The following is a 15,281-nucleotide window of genomic DNA, read 5'->3' as shown; positions in this document are numbered from 1 at the left end:
CACCTCTCGCTATTGGGGTTTTGTACCTGAGGATCATATCGTCGGCAAAGCTTGGTTCCTATGGCTCTCTCTAGATAAGCATGAATCGATGTTCAGCAAAATTCGCTGGAGCAGAATATTCAACGGAATTAATTAAGCATAAAGCCCTGAAATATTTCAGGGCTTTTCCTACCTGATCAATAGCTTTTTTACCCTTACCAATTAGATACTCATTTGCTTTTGAGAAATGTTTGCACCCAAAAAAACCGCGATATGATGAAAGCGGACTTGGATGAGGAGCTTTCAGCACTAAGTGTTTTCTAGAATCTATTAATGCTGATTTTTTTTGAGCATATGCTCCCCAAAGTAAAAACACGACGTTTTCACAAGTATCACTGATCGTGCGGATCACCTCATCTGTAAACTCTTCCCATCCTTTTTTCTGATGTGAGCCCGCTTCATGAGCTCTTACAGTCAGGGTCGCATTTAATAAAAATACTCCTTGATCTGCCCAGCGGGTAAGATCTCCATCTGCGGGCGTTGGCTTCCCCAAATCAGATTCAATTTCCTTAAAAATATTCTGCAGACTTGGTGGAAAAGGAACTCCCGGTTTTACAGAGAAGGATAACCCATGCGCTTGCCCTGGACCATGGTATGGATCCTGTCCCAGAATAACAACTTTGACTTCGTCTATAGGGCAATGATTGAATGCACTAAAAATTTCTTTGCCTGGTGGGTAAACCTTAGCGCTTGCATATTCGTCTCTGACAAAAGAAACTAAGTCTGTAAAAAACTTCTGTTCAAATGTTTTGCGCAAAGCCTCGTTCCAGCTTGGTTCTATATTTACTACCATTGGTATTTATTGATATTAAGACTATAAATCATATCTTTACGAACTTTTAAATTGTTTTATTTTATGGTAATAGCAGTTACATCTGGAATTCAGGTTAGTGTTGAAGTCACTTACCAATCAGAATTTTCAAGTCCACATCAGCACCATTTCGTATTTACTTACAAAGTAACTATTGAAAACAAAAGCAGCCAAACAGTACAGCTATTACGAAGAAGATGGGAGATTTTTGATGCGGCAGAAACTAAAAAAATTATTGAAGGTGACGGAGTGGTAGGACAGCAGCCAATTTTAGAACCTGGAGAAACCCATAGCTATGTATCAGGCTGCAACCTCAAATCAGGCTTGGGCAAGATGACTGGAGTTTACAGTATGGAAAAACTTTTTGACGGAACTAAGTTTGATGTGACTATCCCGGAATTTCAAATGATCGCAAGTTACTTCCAAAACTAATTTGCTTACTAAAGTTTACCCACTTCTTTCCTTTGTCAGATATTGGCTAATGAAAGAGGATAAATACTCACTTCAGTCTCCATTATTATTTAGTACCTACCAGGGACTTCAACATTATTTTTATTCGAGAAAGGAAGAAGACCTGGAAATTGAAGCTTATAGACAGAACCTTCTCAATTCTGATGAAATAATCGAAGTCACAGATTTTGGAGCAGGCTCAAAAAGTGTGAACACCACTCTTAGAAAAGTCTCTGCTATAACAAAATTCAGTACAAGCAATAGAAAATTTGCCCAACTGTACCAATACTTCTGCACACTTACCCCGGCGGCAACTGTATTAGAACTAGGAACATGCATGGGGATTACAAGCAGATATCTATCTAAAGTTACTCAAGGAGTCCTTTTTACATTTGAAGGAGCAGATGAGATTGCAAGGGTAGCCAAGCCAAACCAAGATTTTAAAAACATCCGCATACAAGTTGGAGAACTTAGAAACACTCTCCCAGCCACATTGAATATGTTGCAAAATGTGGATTTCGTACTCATAGATGCCACACATACATACGAAGCTACCATTCATTATTTTGATCAAATCCTAAAAAAAACCCATTCCCATTCCATCGTCGCTATAGGCGATATACATTGGTCAAAAGAAATGGAACTGGCTTGGAAGGAAATTAAAATGAAACCAGAAGTAAAGCTCAGTTTAGATTTCTATGAGTGTGGGATTGTTTTTTTTAATTATTCTGGACCTAAAGCGGAGTACGTCCTAGATTATTGAGTTTTCCAATATCATAAATATTTCAGCCCCCATTCGCTCTGGAATTGAGTTGTAACATGGAGCTATGGTCTTTTTGGTAAAAAATTGTTCAAAAAGATTAAGGTATTCATCTTTTTTACCCCCAAAAGGCGGTCCGTCGAAGTCAAATTCCTTATCAAACCAAACACCCACCAATTTTCCGTTTGGCTTGAGTAGCTCCTTCATTTTTTTAGCATAATTGATTCTCAATGTAGGATCCAGAGCACAAAAAAACGTTTGCTCCAATATCAAATCGTAAGAACCTTCATGTTCAAAGAAATCCTGATGATGAATTTGATCAGCAGGAAACTCTGGATGAATACTTCCAAATCGTGCCAAAGGAGTAGTTGAAAAATCCAAAATATGCACATTTTTAAAGCCCTCTTTTATGGCATAAGCTACTTCATAACCTGAGCCAGCTCCAGGGACCAAAACTTCTAAGCTCTTATTTTTAATTTGGTCTAAATATTGTACCAAAGGAGGTGAAGCATAACCAATATCCCAGCCAGTTTTGCCAGCAGAGTATCTTTCAGTCCAATAATCTTTGTCTAAAAAAGTCATTCTAACGTCCTATTCTAATGAATACTGAATTTGAAAAAAATACGCCCCAAAAGAAAGATCAGGGTAAAAATATTATAATTATTGTATTGATACTTCTAGTAATCATAAGCGGTATCAAACTCTATACGGATTACATAGATAGAACTAAAAAAACAGAAGAGATCCTATTACTTTCTACTGAAAACAATGACCTGAACAAGCGTCTGGATTCTGTCACTTATCAGTTAGATCTTAGAATTCAGGAAATCGAGAAACTTGGAGGAGATGTTCAGGCACTTGAGGAGGTCCGTGATCAATTGATAGCCGAGAGAAACACGTCAAGACAAAGAAGCTCTGCAGAGATAACCGCATTAAATGAAAAAATAAAAAGTTACAATTCTATGATCGTTGAGAAAGATCAGGAAATCCTAGAATTACGTGCATTGAATCAACAGCTTTTTACAGAAAATCAAGATTTAAAAACTACCCAAGCTGAAATAGAAGAAGAAGTCGCACAACTTAATCTTCAAAAGGAGGATCTTCAGGCTAAAGTCAATGTAGCGTCTATGCTGAAAGCTGAAAACATTGAAATTGCTGCTGTCAATTCCCGGGGCAAAGAGCGAGTAGAAACTACTAAAGACTTTAGAAATCGTCAGATCGAACGAATCAAAGTAAGCTTCAATCTAGCCGACAACAAAGTAGCTGAAAAAGGACCTAGAAATATCTATGTACAGGTTTTAGCACCAAATGAGCAGCCCATTTTTGATGTTGCTAAAGGTTCAGGAACATTTATGATGGATGGTGCGGAGAAATTCTATACTGTAAAGCAGGATGTCATATTTGATAACACAGAGCAGGAATTGACATTTTTCTATGAAAAAGGCTCTGATTATGTATCCGGAACTCATCAAGTCATAATATTTGTAGATAACTACCAAGTCGGCTCAAAGACTTTCACAGTGAAATAATTCAAGCCTCCTTCGGGAGGCTTTTTTTTAGACATAAGCTCCTTTTGATTTAGCTAGTTGTTTGGAATACAGGAGTATTTACCCTACTTTTGCATCCTGTTTATTAAATTCCTTAAACACATTAAAAAAATGTTCCAAAGAAATTACGAGACGGTATTCATTTTAACTCCCGTTTTATCTGATGTTCAGATGAAGGATACTGTCGACAAGTTTGTGAACTTGTTAAAAGAACTGGGGGCAGACGTTATTAATGTGGAAAATTGGGGTCTTAAGAAAATGGCTTATACCATTGAGAAAAAGACTACAGGTTTCTACGTTATGGTTGAATTCAAGGCCGATCCTACCCTTATCCGCAAATTCGAAATAGAATTTAGAAGAGATGAGAAAGTGATGAGATTCTTGACTACTGTTTTGGATAAGCATTCAATTGTTTATGCCGAAAGAAGAAGAAAAGGAGAGTTTAACAAAAAAGTTGAAGCTAAGGAGGAAGCCACCAAATGACATTAGTTAACGAGCCAATCAATAGAGGCGAAATCAGAAAAAAGTATTGCCGATTCAAAAAGCACGGCATTAAGTACATTGACTACAAGGATCCAAATTTCTTATTGAAGTTTGTCAATGAGCAAGGTAAAATTCTTCCTAGAAGACTTACTGGTAACTCTGCAAAATTCCAGAGAAAAGTAGCTCAGGCTATCAAAAAAGCAAGACATTTGGCGTTGTTGCCATTCGTAACCGATGGGTTGAAATAATCGTCCAATCACAAAAGATCATTACAAATGGAAATCATACTAAAAACAGACATCAAAGGTCTTGGCTATAAGAATGACTTGGTAGATGTAAAGCCAGGGTACGGAAGAAATTACTTGATCCCTCAAGGTTTCGCAGTACTTGCCACTGGATCTAACAAGAAAATTCTTGCTGAGAATATCAAGCAAGCTGCTCACAAAGCAGAAAAGATTAAAACTGAAGCTCAGAATATCGCAGAAAAACTTGAAGCTCTTACGTTAGAGATCAAAGCGAAAATCGGTGAATCAGGTAAAATCTTCGGTAAAGTAACTACTCTTCAGATTGCTGATGCACTAGCAGCTCAAGGTATCGACATCGACAGAAAGAAAATCTCTATCAATACGCCAGTTGATGGTGCTGGAGAATTTGCTGCAGAAGTTGACCTTCACAGAGAAGTGAAAACTAACGTAAAATTCAACGTATCTGGAGAATAATCACTCCTAACATTGATAAAAATAAAACCCCGATCACTCGGGGTTTTTTTATGTTTAATTCAATGCTTTTTCAAGGCTCTCTACCAATTTTTTAGAAACTGCCTTGCTATTTTTTTCTCTAGCTTCTTTGAAAAGCTCTAGAGCGGCCTGACCTTTTTCGATTACGCCTACTGGATTCTGATCATTTTGGAAACTTACCCAGCACCAAGATAATTCCGCAGCCAAAGTTTCTGATTTCGACTTTTGTTAATTTCTGTACCACCTCAGGCACTGTTTTTTCTAATTTGTCAACTTGCATAGTAGATAATGGTTTAATAGTTTGTCAATATTTCGACAAAAATCAATAAACATTTCTAATTAAGCAACATAACGCACTCACTATTAACAATATCACAATTTTAAACCCAAATATTTTCAATTATTGAAAAAGAGAATTAATGGTTTGAAAAACAAAAAAACGAGTCCACTAAAATTAAAAGCGCTTTATTTTCAGCTGATTAAAAGATAATTAAGCCTAAACACAAAAAATGTTTTCGGGCTAGCTTGGAAAAAAAGAACCAGAGACTTTACCTTTGTGACACTTTAAGAGACCCCAAAAGGAATCTCATCCAAAACTGGTCTATGGTGTAACTGGCAACACGTCTGATTTTGGTTCAGGAAGAGTCACAGGTTCGAGGCCCTGGTAGACCAACAGAAAGTAAAAAGCCGCTGAAAATTCAGCGGCTTTTTTTTGTTTGGTCGAGACCTAAGACAACCTACTCATCTCCAACACCTGGATTAGCCTATTTATATCTTCGGGGGTATTAAAGACATTCACTGAAATTCTCAAATTCCCCCCTCTATTAGAAACAGAAACTCTATTTTCCAGCAAATTATTTTTCAAAAGCTCAGGATCAATATACTCAGGAAGTTTTAAGCAAAAAAGATGATAAGATGTGTATTGTTCATCTTCAAGCACCACATTTCTGCTTTTCAAGTAATCATAAAGTGGTGCAGTGAGCTCACTGCAATATTTCTCTATTTCCGCCACCGTCCACTCGCTAATCTGCTTTAGTGAGGCATTTAGCATAGGCAAAAGAATGAAATTACTCATCTCGCCTACATTGTATCGCCCTGACTCCTCTGTGTACTCGTGGTCGTATTTTGTCAAATTGCCAAAATCCTGAGAATTGGTACGATTGACCAAGACTCTTCCAAAGGCTCTCCGCCATCAAACGCTGGCCCAAAGAAGGAAATCCCAATCCCATAAGGGCCAAAGAGCCATTTGTAACTTGCACAGATCAGGGCATCAATTTTAAAGCGCTTTACGTCCATCTCCGCAGCACCAGTAGACTGTGTGCCATCTACAATAAAAATAGCTCCCTCAGTTTTACATTTTTGACCTATACTCTCCAAATCGAATTTCAGACCATTCATCCAGTGTACAGAAGACATCAGCACCACGGCTGTCTCTGAAGTTATGCTATCAAGTATTTTCCTGTTCCAACTTTCTCCTGGAGTAGAAGCATCCTTATCAGGACCTATTACCCTTAGTATCGCTTGATTTTTGTCACACCAGGTTTTAAGAGAGAAGTACCCACTTGGAAATTCATCCTCCAAAACGATCGCATGCTGACCAGGCTCACAAGAAATATTACCAAGTGCTGTAGCAAAGCCATAGGAAGTGGAAGGAATCAAAGCCACTTGTAAGGGATCACAATTTACTAAATCAGCAAACCTCCCTTTTACTTCCTTGGCGCCTGTAAAGGAGTCTATCCGGAGCTATGCTAGTGGGGTTTCGTTCTCGAATTAATGCTTCTATTGCAGCTTGCTCAGATACCTTCATGAGCGGTCCTTTATAGCCGCAGTTGAGGTAATGAATATCAGGATCAAGGCTGAATAGGTGTTTTTGAGATTCCATACGCGTTGAATTATTTCATATTACTAAAACACAGTTTGACCAAGCCAAACTATTACTCTAACACACGTAATCTATATGCGTTCATTGCATATCTACCTAAATGCTCAGTCAAGCGATAATTCGCTATTGCACCCACTCCTGCTCCCACAACTGGAATTAATTGTGCTAGCTTGGCGAGGTCGATGTAGTCTCTATAATCCAGTTGAAAGGTCTTCCAGTCAAACTCCTTGAAGTCTTTTGGCAAAGTACTTCTATATTCTTCCCAGTTTTCAATAAGCCCAATCAGATCATTCCTCCTGTGCTGGGATGAGAAACTTAGCTGAAAAACATAAAGGAGAAACAAACGCTCTTGGAAATCTTTTGTATCAAAACCGTAAAGAGCTGCTATATCAAAAAGCATCTTCATTTTGATCGTCAGAAACGCCGGAAAATCTGCAAAACCCATCAATATTCCTCCAGCTCCAGTCACAGCGCCTTCAACGGAAGCAGTATTTCTATACCACTTGATTCTACTTCTTACTTTGAATTCCCGCTGCTTTAAAGTCAAACTCTCATCTGGTTTTGGCACAATCCAGCTCGAGCCAGTAAGCACTACTTTCACCATATTCTCAATGGCTGCTGTCACTACTTTGTGGACTTTTTCAGGAATCCAGCTATTGATTTTATTCTGTACCCCATGCGTTAAGCGCCCGCCGAGACTTGGCTTCTTTTTCATTCTATACTGCCAAAGCGCGAGTTCGGCATGGGCATAATGTAAATACGAGTCCATTTGATATCTATATTAAAAGTATTTGGCGTTTTAATTAGCCAATTATAGCATACGCATATAACTAAAGAAAGTAATAAATCATTCTAAACTTTTTAACCAGTGCACCTTTTAAAAAAGAAAAACCGCCTTGATAGAGGCGGTTTTTCTTTTTACAGAATTGCTATTCTATTTATATAAGCCATTGAAGAGCATCTTAAACGTACCATGTGACTGAGCTCTGAAGGTAATCTCTGGCCCAAAAGCATAGAACTTTCCTTTTCCTATTTTAGCTTCAAAGGCGGTGACACCATTTTTCAGATAGGATTGCCCCCATGCCCATCCGCTTCTCAATGGCTCCTCTTCTCCAAACCAAGCAATTGGTTTTACCCCCTTATTTGCAGCAGAAGGTGCCAATTTGAATACCGGACTTCTATTGAACATGATATAAGCTTCTTCTCCCATCCCATAGTTGATCGGTACAGAATTATCTACGTGCATTTCCAACACAGAACCTGGCACATAATACTTCTCTCCGCTCAGCGATCTGGCTTTGCCATTGGCATCGACTTCTACAAGTGCGTCCTCTACTGGCAATCCAAAGTGAAAGGCAAGTTCTGTAGCTGAGCCTACCGAAATAACCTCACCACCATTTTCAATAAATTCTTTCAATTGAGGAACAGACTCTTCTGCCGTGAAGCTCCCTAACATATGTCGATACTTCTCATCGATTTCTTCTGGCTTGGGTTGTGATCTACCATAGCCCCTAGAACCAACTGAAGGAATTCCTGAACTGATAAACAATAAAACATCATATTTATCATTCAGACCGCCAGCATTTATTTCTTCTGGGAAAATCAATTGGTAATCAAAGTGGAATTGCTCCATCATCCAACGAACCCAACCTGAAGGCATAGACCCACCGTAATAGTCATACAAACCAATTCGTGCTGGTTGAATCTGGGTAGCGTTTTTGGGCATAGAGGCAGGCACAGGATACACACCATACTCTTTGGCTGCCACTTCCAACTCCTTTTTACCCCCACTCACATAAAACGAGCCTATAGGCAAGCCATCGACGGGAGCAACAGTTCTATAGACCTTTACTTTGGCTTTTAGCAAATCATTCACTGCCATAAAACTGTTATTGTTTCTGGCATCAAGTAAATAACCAGAACCATTTGCAAGGACTTTGGAAGGCGGTGATTGGATTTCACCGTATGGGATTCGCTCAAATGGACCTTCAAAACCTTCGTATAATTTATCTACTTCCACTCCCATTTGCAAAGCTAATGTCCAGCCTGCATGCATCATACGGACGAATTGGAGGTCCACCAGGGTAGAGAAAATCATTTGGATGATCTTGCGCCTCAAACATGTCAATCACGTGGGGGCGGAATGCTTGGGCAGTTTTCACGATAAATGAATTAGCAGGATAGGTTTTACCATTTACAGTAAATTCCTCTGTAGCCTTTTCCACCAAAATACCCGACTTGATCAGCGCATTCATGAACTTCACTGCTGTAGGAAAATCAGATTGATCTGCAGAAAGAATATAACCTCTAGGATCCCGATTAGCAGGGTCTGTATAAACGGTGTCATAGAATTGTGTCGGGAATCTTGATCTAGTGCTATTTTCATCTCCCTTGCTTTTCTGAGCTTCTTTGAATGCATCTTCGACAGCTTGCGCATATTTAGGATACATAGTCCAGTTATCTTGGCTGCCTTTGTCAATAGACTTCCTACCCATCAAATAAATATTCATAAGCAATTCATCTCCGTGACGAACGGCATGGTTGAAGATTGCATAATTCAAGGAGACTGAATAATCAATCGACTGTCTAAAATGCCATTCCTGAGGAGTGACCGGATACGGAGTTCCGTTATTCGGAATCAAACGCTCTGGTACCAAAGGTATCTCCATAGGCGTAGGATTGCCTATGATTTCAGTCAGTATCCCTATGATGTTATGATAATAAGGTGTTGTGCGCAAGCCACCATTCCACCAAGTGGAAAAAACTGATCCATCTAGTCTGGTATAGCCAGGCCGATCTTCTTGGTGCATTCTATTGATCATAGCAGCGCCTACTGCATCAAGACTAGTGATGATCAGCGGATCAAACACGTGATTGAATGGGTCCCTATATGGAGGGCCAGCCACTACGGTTCCTGCCGGGCCAGTCTGATGGTGATTGTAAATTACCTGAGGAATCCACTCTACATACTGCTGAAGTGACATATTTGCCGCCTCACTCATATTATTCATATAGAAATCACGGTTGTTATCGTGTCCTACATATTTCTGATAGAGAATTGGGATATTTTGATCGCGCTCTTTTGGATCTTCTTTTCTCATGTACCAGTCAGACATGATTTCCATCCCATCCGGATTAGCATGCACCAGTAGAATAATGACATTATCTAAGATTTTCAAAGTCTCAGCATCATCTCTAGATGCTAGTTGATATAGCGTTTCGATCAACTGGTGTGGACCTACCACCTCGTTAGCATGCAGACCACCATCGATCCAAATCACTGGTTTACCTTCGATGGAAAGTTTTTCTGCTTCCTCTTTTGTTATTTCAGCATGCGCAAGAGTCTGTGAAATTTCCTTGTATCGATCGAGTTTTTCGAAGTTGTCTGGAGCCGTCACAATCATCATAGGCTGAGATCTCCCATATTCGGTTTTGCCTATTTCAAGCATTTTCACCCGATCACTCGCATCAGCCACTTTCTTAAAATAAGCCTCAGTCTGAGTAAAATTGGCAAGCTGGTAATCATCTCCTATGTTAAAACCAAAGTGGGATTTTGGTGTTGGGACAGACTGCGCAAACACTCCGAGTGTCAAAGAAGTAAGCAGTATTATTAGTGTAATTTTTAATCTCATATGTATATGGGTTGATATAATTCTGATATTTCGCATTCTAAAATAGTATGAAAAAAGAGGCCATCATTGAATGAATGCCAGTTTTATCGAAATTTTACAGGATCGGAAAATTGAGTAAAAAAAGTACAACTATTAGAAGATGTAACTCAATATCAAGAAATAGCAATAATTAGAAACATCAACTGTAAAGTAGAGCTTTGTATAAATTTCAAAATTTATTCCATGTACCATTAAATTTTGTACGACATAAAAATTCTCAGAATGTGCTTAATCCTCCCATAAACCAAAATTATATTCTGAATCAACAACAAGTATCATAGCCATCCATTCAAAAATTATTACTTTTGATCTTAAATCCATTCCACATCTTTCCCGAAAAAAACAACTAACCATGTCCGAGGTTAAAATCTTTTCAGGCACTAACAGCCAAACTCTTGCACAAAAAGTAGCTAAAAACTATGGCAAAAAGCTAGGTGATCTCACCCTTTCTAAGTTTAGTGACGGTGAATTATCTCCCAGCTTTGATGAATCCATTAGGGGCTGTACGGTCTTTTTGGTCCAAAGTACTACACCGCCTAGCGATAATCTTTTGGAGCTATGTCTGATGATAGATGCAGCCAAAAGAGCCAGTGCGTATAAAGTTTGTGCGGTAATTCCTTATTTTGGATATGCCCGACAAGACAGGAAAGATAGGCCTCGAGTTAGTATTGCTGCAAAAGCAATTGCCAATATGATCACTTCAGCAGGAGCAGATCGCATTATGACTTGCGACTTACATGCCGGACAAATTCAAGGTTTTTTTGACATACCTTTGGATCATTTAAATGGATCAGCTATTTTTGTGCCCTATTTGAATTCGCTAAGGCTGCCGGACATGATTTTTGCATCACCAGATGTAGGAGGAGTGGCTAGAGCCAGAGCTTATGCTAAGCATTTTGAAGTAGAAATGGTCGTCTGTGATAAGCACAGAAAAAGAGCCAACGAGATTGCTTCAATGCAAGTAATCGGGGATGTAGAGGGTAAGGACGTTATACTTGTAGACGATTTGGTGGACACAGCAGGCACACTCTGCAAAGCAGCCGAAATGGTCATGGAGAAAGGAGCTAATTCTGTAAGAGCCATTGCAACACATGGAGTTCTCTCAGGAAAAGCTTACGAAAACATCGAAAACTCAGTTTTAGAAGAATTGGTCATCACTGACACCATCTTCCCAAAACAACAATCATCCAAAATCAGAGTATTGACAGTAGCAGATCTTTTCGCAAAGGCAATTCATGCCGTGACTGGAAATACTACTATCAGTTCTTTGTTTATATAAGAACCAATTTAATACAAATACACTATGAAATCGAGCTTGGAAAAGCATCTCAAGGAGGGATGTAATCCATAATGCGAGATTCCATATGACAATTAAAAATCAATAATTACATATGAAAAATCTAGAGATTATAGGGTTTAAAAGAGCAAATCTCGACAGTGCCAGTCTTTCTGAATTGAGAGAATCAGGTAATGTTCCCTGCGTGGTTTACGGACCTGGTATCAAAGAGCAGATTCACTTCTACTCTCCAATCATCCTATTCAGAGACTTGATATACACTCCTGAAGTTCATATGGTTTCTTTGAATATCGAAGGAACTATCATCAAGGCAGTATTGAAAGACGCACAGTTTCATCCAGTTAGTGAAATGCTGATGCATGCTGACTTCGTAGCATATGCAGAAGACAAGCCTATCAAGTTTGAGATCCCTGTTAAAGTATCAGGAAGCTCTCCAGGACTTGCAAAAGGTGGTAAATTAGAATTAAAAACTAGGGTATTGAAAGTTAAAGGTCTTGCAAAAGATTTCCCAGACGTCATCCCTGTTGATATTTCTAACCTTGATTTAGGTAAATCATTCAAGGTTGAGGACTTAAATGTAGAAGGCTTTGAAATTCTTACTAGTCCAAATGTTTCTATCGTGACTATTGGTATTCCAAGAGCACTTAGAGGCAAGAAAGGCGGAGAAGAATAATCTCAACTTCTTAATCATTCAAAATCCTGCCCGTAACTGGGCAGGATTTTTTATTTTCAAGCCGGATAGCTACAAAAGATGAAATACTTAATCATAGGCCTAGGGAACATAGGGCCAGAATACGAACTTACCAGGCACAACATTGGATTTTTGACCGTGGATAGACTTGCAGATGCGAAGCAATGCTCATGGAAAAGTGATCGTCTTGCCTTCAAAACAGAATTCAAGTTTAAAGGCAGAACAATTCACCTAATCAAACCAACCACTTATATGAATCTTAGTGGTAAAGCAATGAACTACTGGATGAAAGAACTACAAATCCCAAAGGAAAACACCTTAGTAATCGTAGATGATGTAGCCATTCCCTTCGGGAAACTTCGAATGAAACCCAAAGGAAGTGCTGCTGGTCATAATGGCTTGAAAAATATCGAAGAACTTACAGGAGGACAAAACTACCCAAGGTTGAGAATGGGAATTGGAGACGATTTTCCTAAAGGTAGACAAGTCGATTTTGTGTTAGGGAAATTCACCCAAGATGAATTCGCTGAATTACCCACTATGATGGATAAAGCGATAGAAATGACTCTAAGTTTTTGTGCGACAGGAATTGATCGCACCATGAATCAATTTAATGATTGATTAATATGCATATCCGCTTTTCAACCAGTAACGTGGCAAAAGCAATGTAAGTAATGTTAAATTTAAGACCCGACATCGGTCAACGATCTTCCAACCTGATAAGCAAAGATTCTCAGGTGACTGGCAACATTGCGGATAATCATAATTGATTAAATAAGATTTGGATTTCCCCAAATCTAGGTCTTTCTTTGCATCACTTCAGGCAACTGATTTATAAAGAAGAGGCGAGAGATTAGGCTCTATGACCCTCTGGCAACCATCCCGAAACGGAGAACGGTGCCAAATCCTACCCTTTGCGGGAACTATAGATTGGCTTACTTCACAATAATCCCTTTTAGTTCGTTTACCGCTTTTGGGTTTGATTTTCTCAAATCTGCTTGATTAGTCATGTCAAAATATTAACTGATCAATAAATGAGTAAGCATTTCGAAACTAATTCTGTACGGATCTCCCCTTCCAAATCCAGCCAGAGAGAGCATTCTGCTCCGATTTACCTTACATCTAGCTTTACATTTGACTCTGCCGAAGAAGCCAGAGCCACCTTTGCTGATGAAAAAGAAGGAAATATCTATTCTAGGTATGCCAACCCCAACTCCAGTGATCTCATTGAGAAAGTTTGTGCAGCGGAAGGAACTGAAGATGGGTTTGCAACCGCATCAGGAATGGCTGCGATGTTTGGAAGTATTGCCGCATTGCTTCAGCAAGGAGATCATGTACTAGCTGCCCGTTCCCTATTTGGTTCTACGCACCAGCTGTTGACTAAAGTGTTTCCGAAGTGGGGGATAACCTCTACCTACGGAGATATTTCAGATTATCTAAACTGGGAAAAACTCGTACAGCCCAATACCAAAATGCTATTTATTGAAACTCCATCCAATCCAGGTTTGGAAATAATCGATTTGGAATGGGCTGGAAAATTCGCTGCTGCACACAACCTAATCCTAGTTGTTGATAATTGCTTTGCAACGCCATACTTACAGCAACCAACTAAGTGGGGTGCACATATTGTGACTCACAGTGCGACGAAATACATTGATGGTCAAGGAAGAGTACTTGGAGGTTTGATCTTAGGAAAAGCCGACTTGATGAAAGAAGTGCAGTTTTTTGCCAGACATACAGGTCCTGCCATTTCTCCATTCAATGCTTGGATTCTTGCCAAGAGTATGGAAACCCTAGGCTTGAGAATGGACAGACACTGTAGTAACGCGCTGAAAGTTGCTGAATATTTTGAAGGCAACTCTGAATTGCTAGCCGTAAAATATCCTTTTTTGAAGTCACACCCTCAATACGAAGTAGCTAAAAAGCAAATGAGCCAGGGAGGCGGTGTGATCACACTTGACCTGAAAGGCGGAGTACAACGTGCTCAGCGATTTATAGACAAACTTCAGATGATTTCCATTACAGCAAATCTTGGAGATAGCCGAAGTATAGTGACGCATCCAGCATCGACTACGCATAGCAAATTATCAACTGAAGAAAGAGCTCAGGTAGGGATCTCGGATGGACTAGTAAGACTATCCGTGGGGCTGGAGCACTACGAAGATATTATACAAGATGTGGAAAGAGCAATAGACTCCTCCAAATAAAAAATGCCCCTGAATACATTATCTTCAGGGGCATGTTACATTTTAAACCAATTTTTTATTTACCATGTAGTATGTTTCATTGTAGGGAATGCTCTGATTATATCACTAAGGCTTATTTGACCTAAAAGCACGCCATCTTTCATTACTGGGAATCTTCGGATTTTATGTTCTAAAAATAAAGATGCCTGCATCGAATATTGATAAATCAGGAGAAAGTGTAAGCACATCAACGGACATATGTTCACTTACTTTTGCTGGAAACTTCGGTGTATTGGTATACTTCCCTTTGATTATCTCCTTGAGACAATCCACTTCTGAGATAATGCCAACCAGCCCACCGGATGCATCTATTACAGGTGCGCCTGAAATTTTCCGCTTGGTGAGAACCTCCATCACCTGATCGATGGTATCATCTGGCTTGAAAGTAATCAAACTGGTACTCATATACTCTTTGACGAGAATTTGTGGAATCGGGGCTTTTTTGGGCTCTGCCATCCTTACCCCTTGATAACTTTTTACCATAAATTAAAAATTAAAGTTGAAAGAATAAATTACTGAATATATACTACAATTAAAAATTATAGTTTAAAAAATAGATATAATCAGTACTATATTTTTAAAATCGTCAGCAATTCAAAATACACTAAACTCCTCTATAAACATTGAGTCACTTACAATTAAGTGACTCATTATTGAATTAATTAAA

15 protein-coding genes, 1 tRNA gene, 4 pseudogenes and 1 riboswitch are annotated in these 15,281 nt (G+C 39.1%); of the genes and pseudogenes, 12 read left to right on the top strand and 8 right to left on the bottom strand.

The features are described 5' to 3' along the window. Positions 1-136: pseudogene (locus tag AC0L6R_RS16455) on the top strand (signal peptidase I); the annotation flags it as partial. Between the two features lie 42 nt (positions 137-178). Here the strand turns inward: AC0L6R_RS16455 and ung are convergent. Beyond that, positions 179-832: pseudogene (ung, locus tag AC0L6R_RS16450) on the bottom strand (uracil-DNA glycosylase); the annotation flags it as partial. Positions 833-895: 63 nt separating this feature from the next. Here ung and apaG point away from each other — a divergent pair. Both apaG and AC0L6R_RS16440 read left to right on the top strand, forming a co-directional pair. Then, complete coding sequence (gene apaG / locus AC0L6R_RS16445; protein WP_283413838.1) at positions 896-1,282, top strand: Co2+/Mg2+ efflux protein ApaG; 387 nt, start codon at positions 896-898, stop codon at positions 1,280-1,282. 49 nt (positions 1,283-1,331) lie between these two features. Beyond that, positions 1,332-2,063 carry an O-methyltransferase gene (locus AC0L6R_RS16440; RefSeq protein ID WP_473272171.1) on the top strand — a complete coding sequence of 244 codons (732 nt, stop codon included), beginning with the start codon at positions 1,332-1,334 and terminating at the stop codon, positions 2,061-2,063. Here AC0L6R_RS16440 and AC0L6R_RS16435 read toward each other — a convergent pair. After that, the gene (locus AC0L6R_RS16435) at positions 2,052-2,642 is read right to left on the bottom strand and encodes a methyltransferase domain-containing protein (protein ID WP_473272170.1); all 591 of its coding nucleotides are present in this window, start codon (positions 2,640-2,642) and stop codon (positions 2,052-2,054) included. The two genes, AC0L6R_RS16440 and AC0L6R_RS16435, sit on opposite strands and share 12 nt — an antisense overlap. 17 nt (positions 2,643-2,659) lie before the next feature. Here AC0L6R_RS16435 and AC0L6R_RS16430 point away from each other — a divergent pair, with 17 nt between their 5' ends. From AC0L6R_RS16430 to rplI, 4 genes are all read left to right on the top strand, one after another. After that, on the top strand, positions 2,660-3,589 hold the full coding sequence (locus AC0L6R_RS16430) for a hypothetical protein (RefSeq protein WP_283413835.1): 930 nt from the start codon (positions 2,660-2,662) through the stop codon (positions 3,587-3,589). Positions 3,590-3,718: 129 nt separating this feature from the next. Beyond that, the gene (gene rpsF, locus AC0L6R_RS16425; RefSeq protein WP_283413834.1) at positions 3,719-4,090 is read left to right on the top strand and encodes a 30S ribosomal protein S6; all 372 of its coding nucleotides are present in this window, start codon (positions 3,719-3,721) and stop codon (positions 4,088-4,090) included. Beyond that, complete coding sequence (gene rpsR, locus AC0L6R_RS16420; RefSeq protein ID WP_057937597.1) at positions 4,087-4,338, top strand: 30S ribosomal protein S18; 252 nt, start codon at positions 4,087-4,089, stop codon at positions 4,336-4,338. Before rpsF ends, rpsR begins: the two co-directional genes overlap by 4 nt. A gap of 27 nt (positions 4,339-4,365) precedes the next feature. Then, a complete protein-coding gene (rplI, locus tag AC0L6R_RS16415) occupies positions 4,366-4,809 on the top strand; it encodes a 50S ribosomal protein L9 (protein WP_283413833.1) in 444 nt (147 codons plus the stop codon). Between the two features lie 54 nt (positions 4,810-4,863). Here rplI and AC0L6R_RS16410 read toward each other — a convergent pair whose 3' ends face one another. Then, on the bottom strand, positions 4,864-5,034 hold the full coding sequence (locus AC0L6R_RS16410; protein WP_473272169.1) for a hypothetical protein: 171 nt from the start codon (positions 5,032-5,034) through the stop codon (positions 4,864-4,866). 390 nt (positions 5,035-5,424) lie between these two features. Between AC0L6R_RS16410 and AC0L6R_RS16405 the strand changes: the two genes are divergently transcribed. Beyond that, positions 5,425-5,500: transfer RNA gene (locus AC0L6R_RS16405), tRNA-Gln, on the top strand. 54 nt (positions 5,501-5,554) lie between these two features. On the opposite strand, the gene AC0L6R_RS16400 is transcribed toward AC0L6R_RS16405, so the two are convergent. The 4 genes and pseudogenes from AC0L6R_RS16400 to AC0L6R_RS16385 form a co-directional block, all read right to left on the bottom strand. After that, a complete protein-coding gene (locus tag AC0L6R_RS16400; protein WP_473272168.1) occupies positions 5,555-5,959 on the bottom strand; it encodes a hypothetical protein in 405 nt (134 codons plus the stop codon). Next, positions 5,956-6,492 (bottom strand): aminotransferase class V-fold PLP-dependent enzyme, encoded by a 537-nt coding sequence (locus AC0L6R_RS16395; protein WP_473272167.1) that lies wholly within the window; start codon positions 6,490-6,492, stop codon positions 5,956-5,958. Before AC0L6R_RS16395 ends, AC0L6R_RS16400 begins: the two co-directional genes overlap by 4 nt. Positions 6,493-6,761: 269 nt before the next feature. Then, positions 6,762-7,478, bottom strand: a complete 717-nt coding sequence (locus AC0L6R_RS16390) for an EcsC family protein (RefSeq protein ID WP_283413830.1) — start codon at positions 7,476-7,478, stop codon at positions 6,762-6,764. Positions 7,479-7,643: 165 nt separating this feature from the next. Further along, positions 7,644-10,341, bottom strand: a pseudogene (locus AC0L6R_RS16385) (M14 family metallopeptidase). Between the two features lie 391 nt (positions 10,342-10,732). Here AC0L6R_RS16385 and AC0L6R_RS16380 point away from each other — a divergent pair. From AC0L6R_RS16380 to AC0L6R_RS16365, 4 genes are all read left to right on the top strand, one after another. Further along, positions 10,733-11,659, top strand: coding sequence for a ribose-phosphate pyrophosphokinase (locus tag AC0L6R_RS16380; RefSeq protein ID WP_473272166.1), 927 nt, complete (start codon positions 10,733-10,735; stop codon positions 11,657-11,659). A gap of 112 nt (positions 11,660-11,771) precedes the next feature. Continuing rightward, complete coding sequence (locus AC0L6R_RS16375; protein ID WP_283413827.1) at positions 11,772-12,350, top strand: 50S ribosomal protein L25; 579 nt, start codon at positions 11,772-11,774, stop codon at positions 12,348-12,350. Positions 12,351-12,428: 78 nt separating this feature from the next. Further along, entirely contained in the window at positions 12,429-12,989 is a 561-nt protein-coding gene (gene pth, locus AC0L6R_RS16370) for an aminoacyl-tRNA hydrolase (RefSeq protein WP_283413826.1), read from the top strand. A 208-nt stretch (positions 12,990-13,197) separates the two neighbouring features. Continuing rightward, positions 13,198-13,300, top strand: a riboswitch (SAM riboswitch). 102 nt (positions 13,301-13,402) lie between these two features. After that, positions 13,403-14,575 (top strand): trans-sulfuration enzyme family protein, encoded by a 1,173-nt coding sequence (locus AC0L6R_RS16365; RefSeq protein WP_473272165.1) that lies wholly within the window; start codon positions 13,403-13,405, stop codon positions 14,573-14,575. A 59-nt stretch (positions 14,576-14,634) separates the two neighbouring features. On the opposite strand, the pseudogene AC0L6R_RS16360 reads toward AC0L6R_RS16365, so the two are convergent. After that, a pseudogene (locus AC0L6R_RS16360) lies at positions 14,635-15,097 on the bottom strand (CBS domain-containing protein). Positions 15,098-15,281 lie beyond the last annotated feature (184 nt).

Source organism: Algoriphagus sp. 10J20-15, from assembly GCF_055809615.1.
The sequence above is the reverse complement of the archived record's forward strand: the minus strand, read 5'-3'. Positions and strand labels throughout refer to the sequence as shown.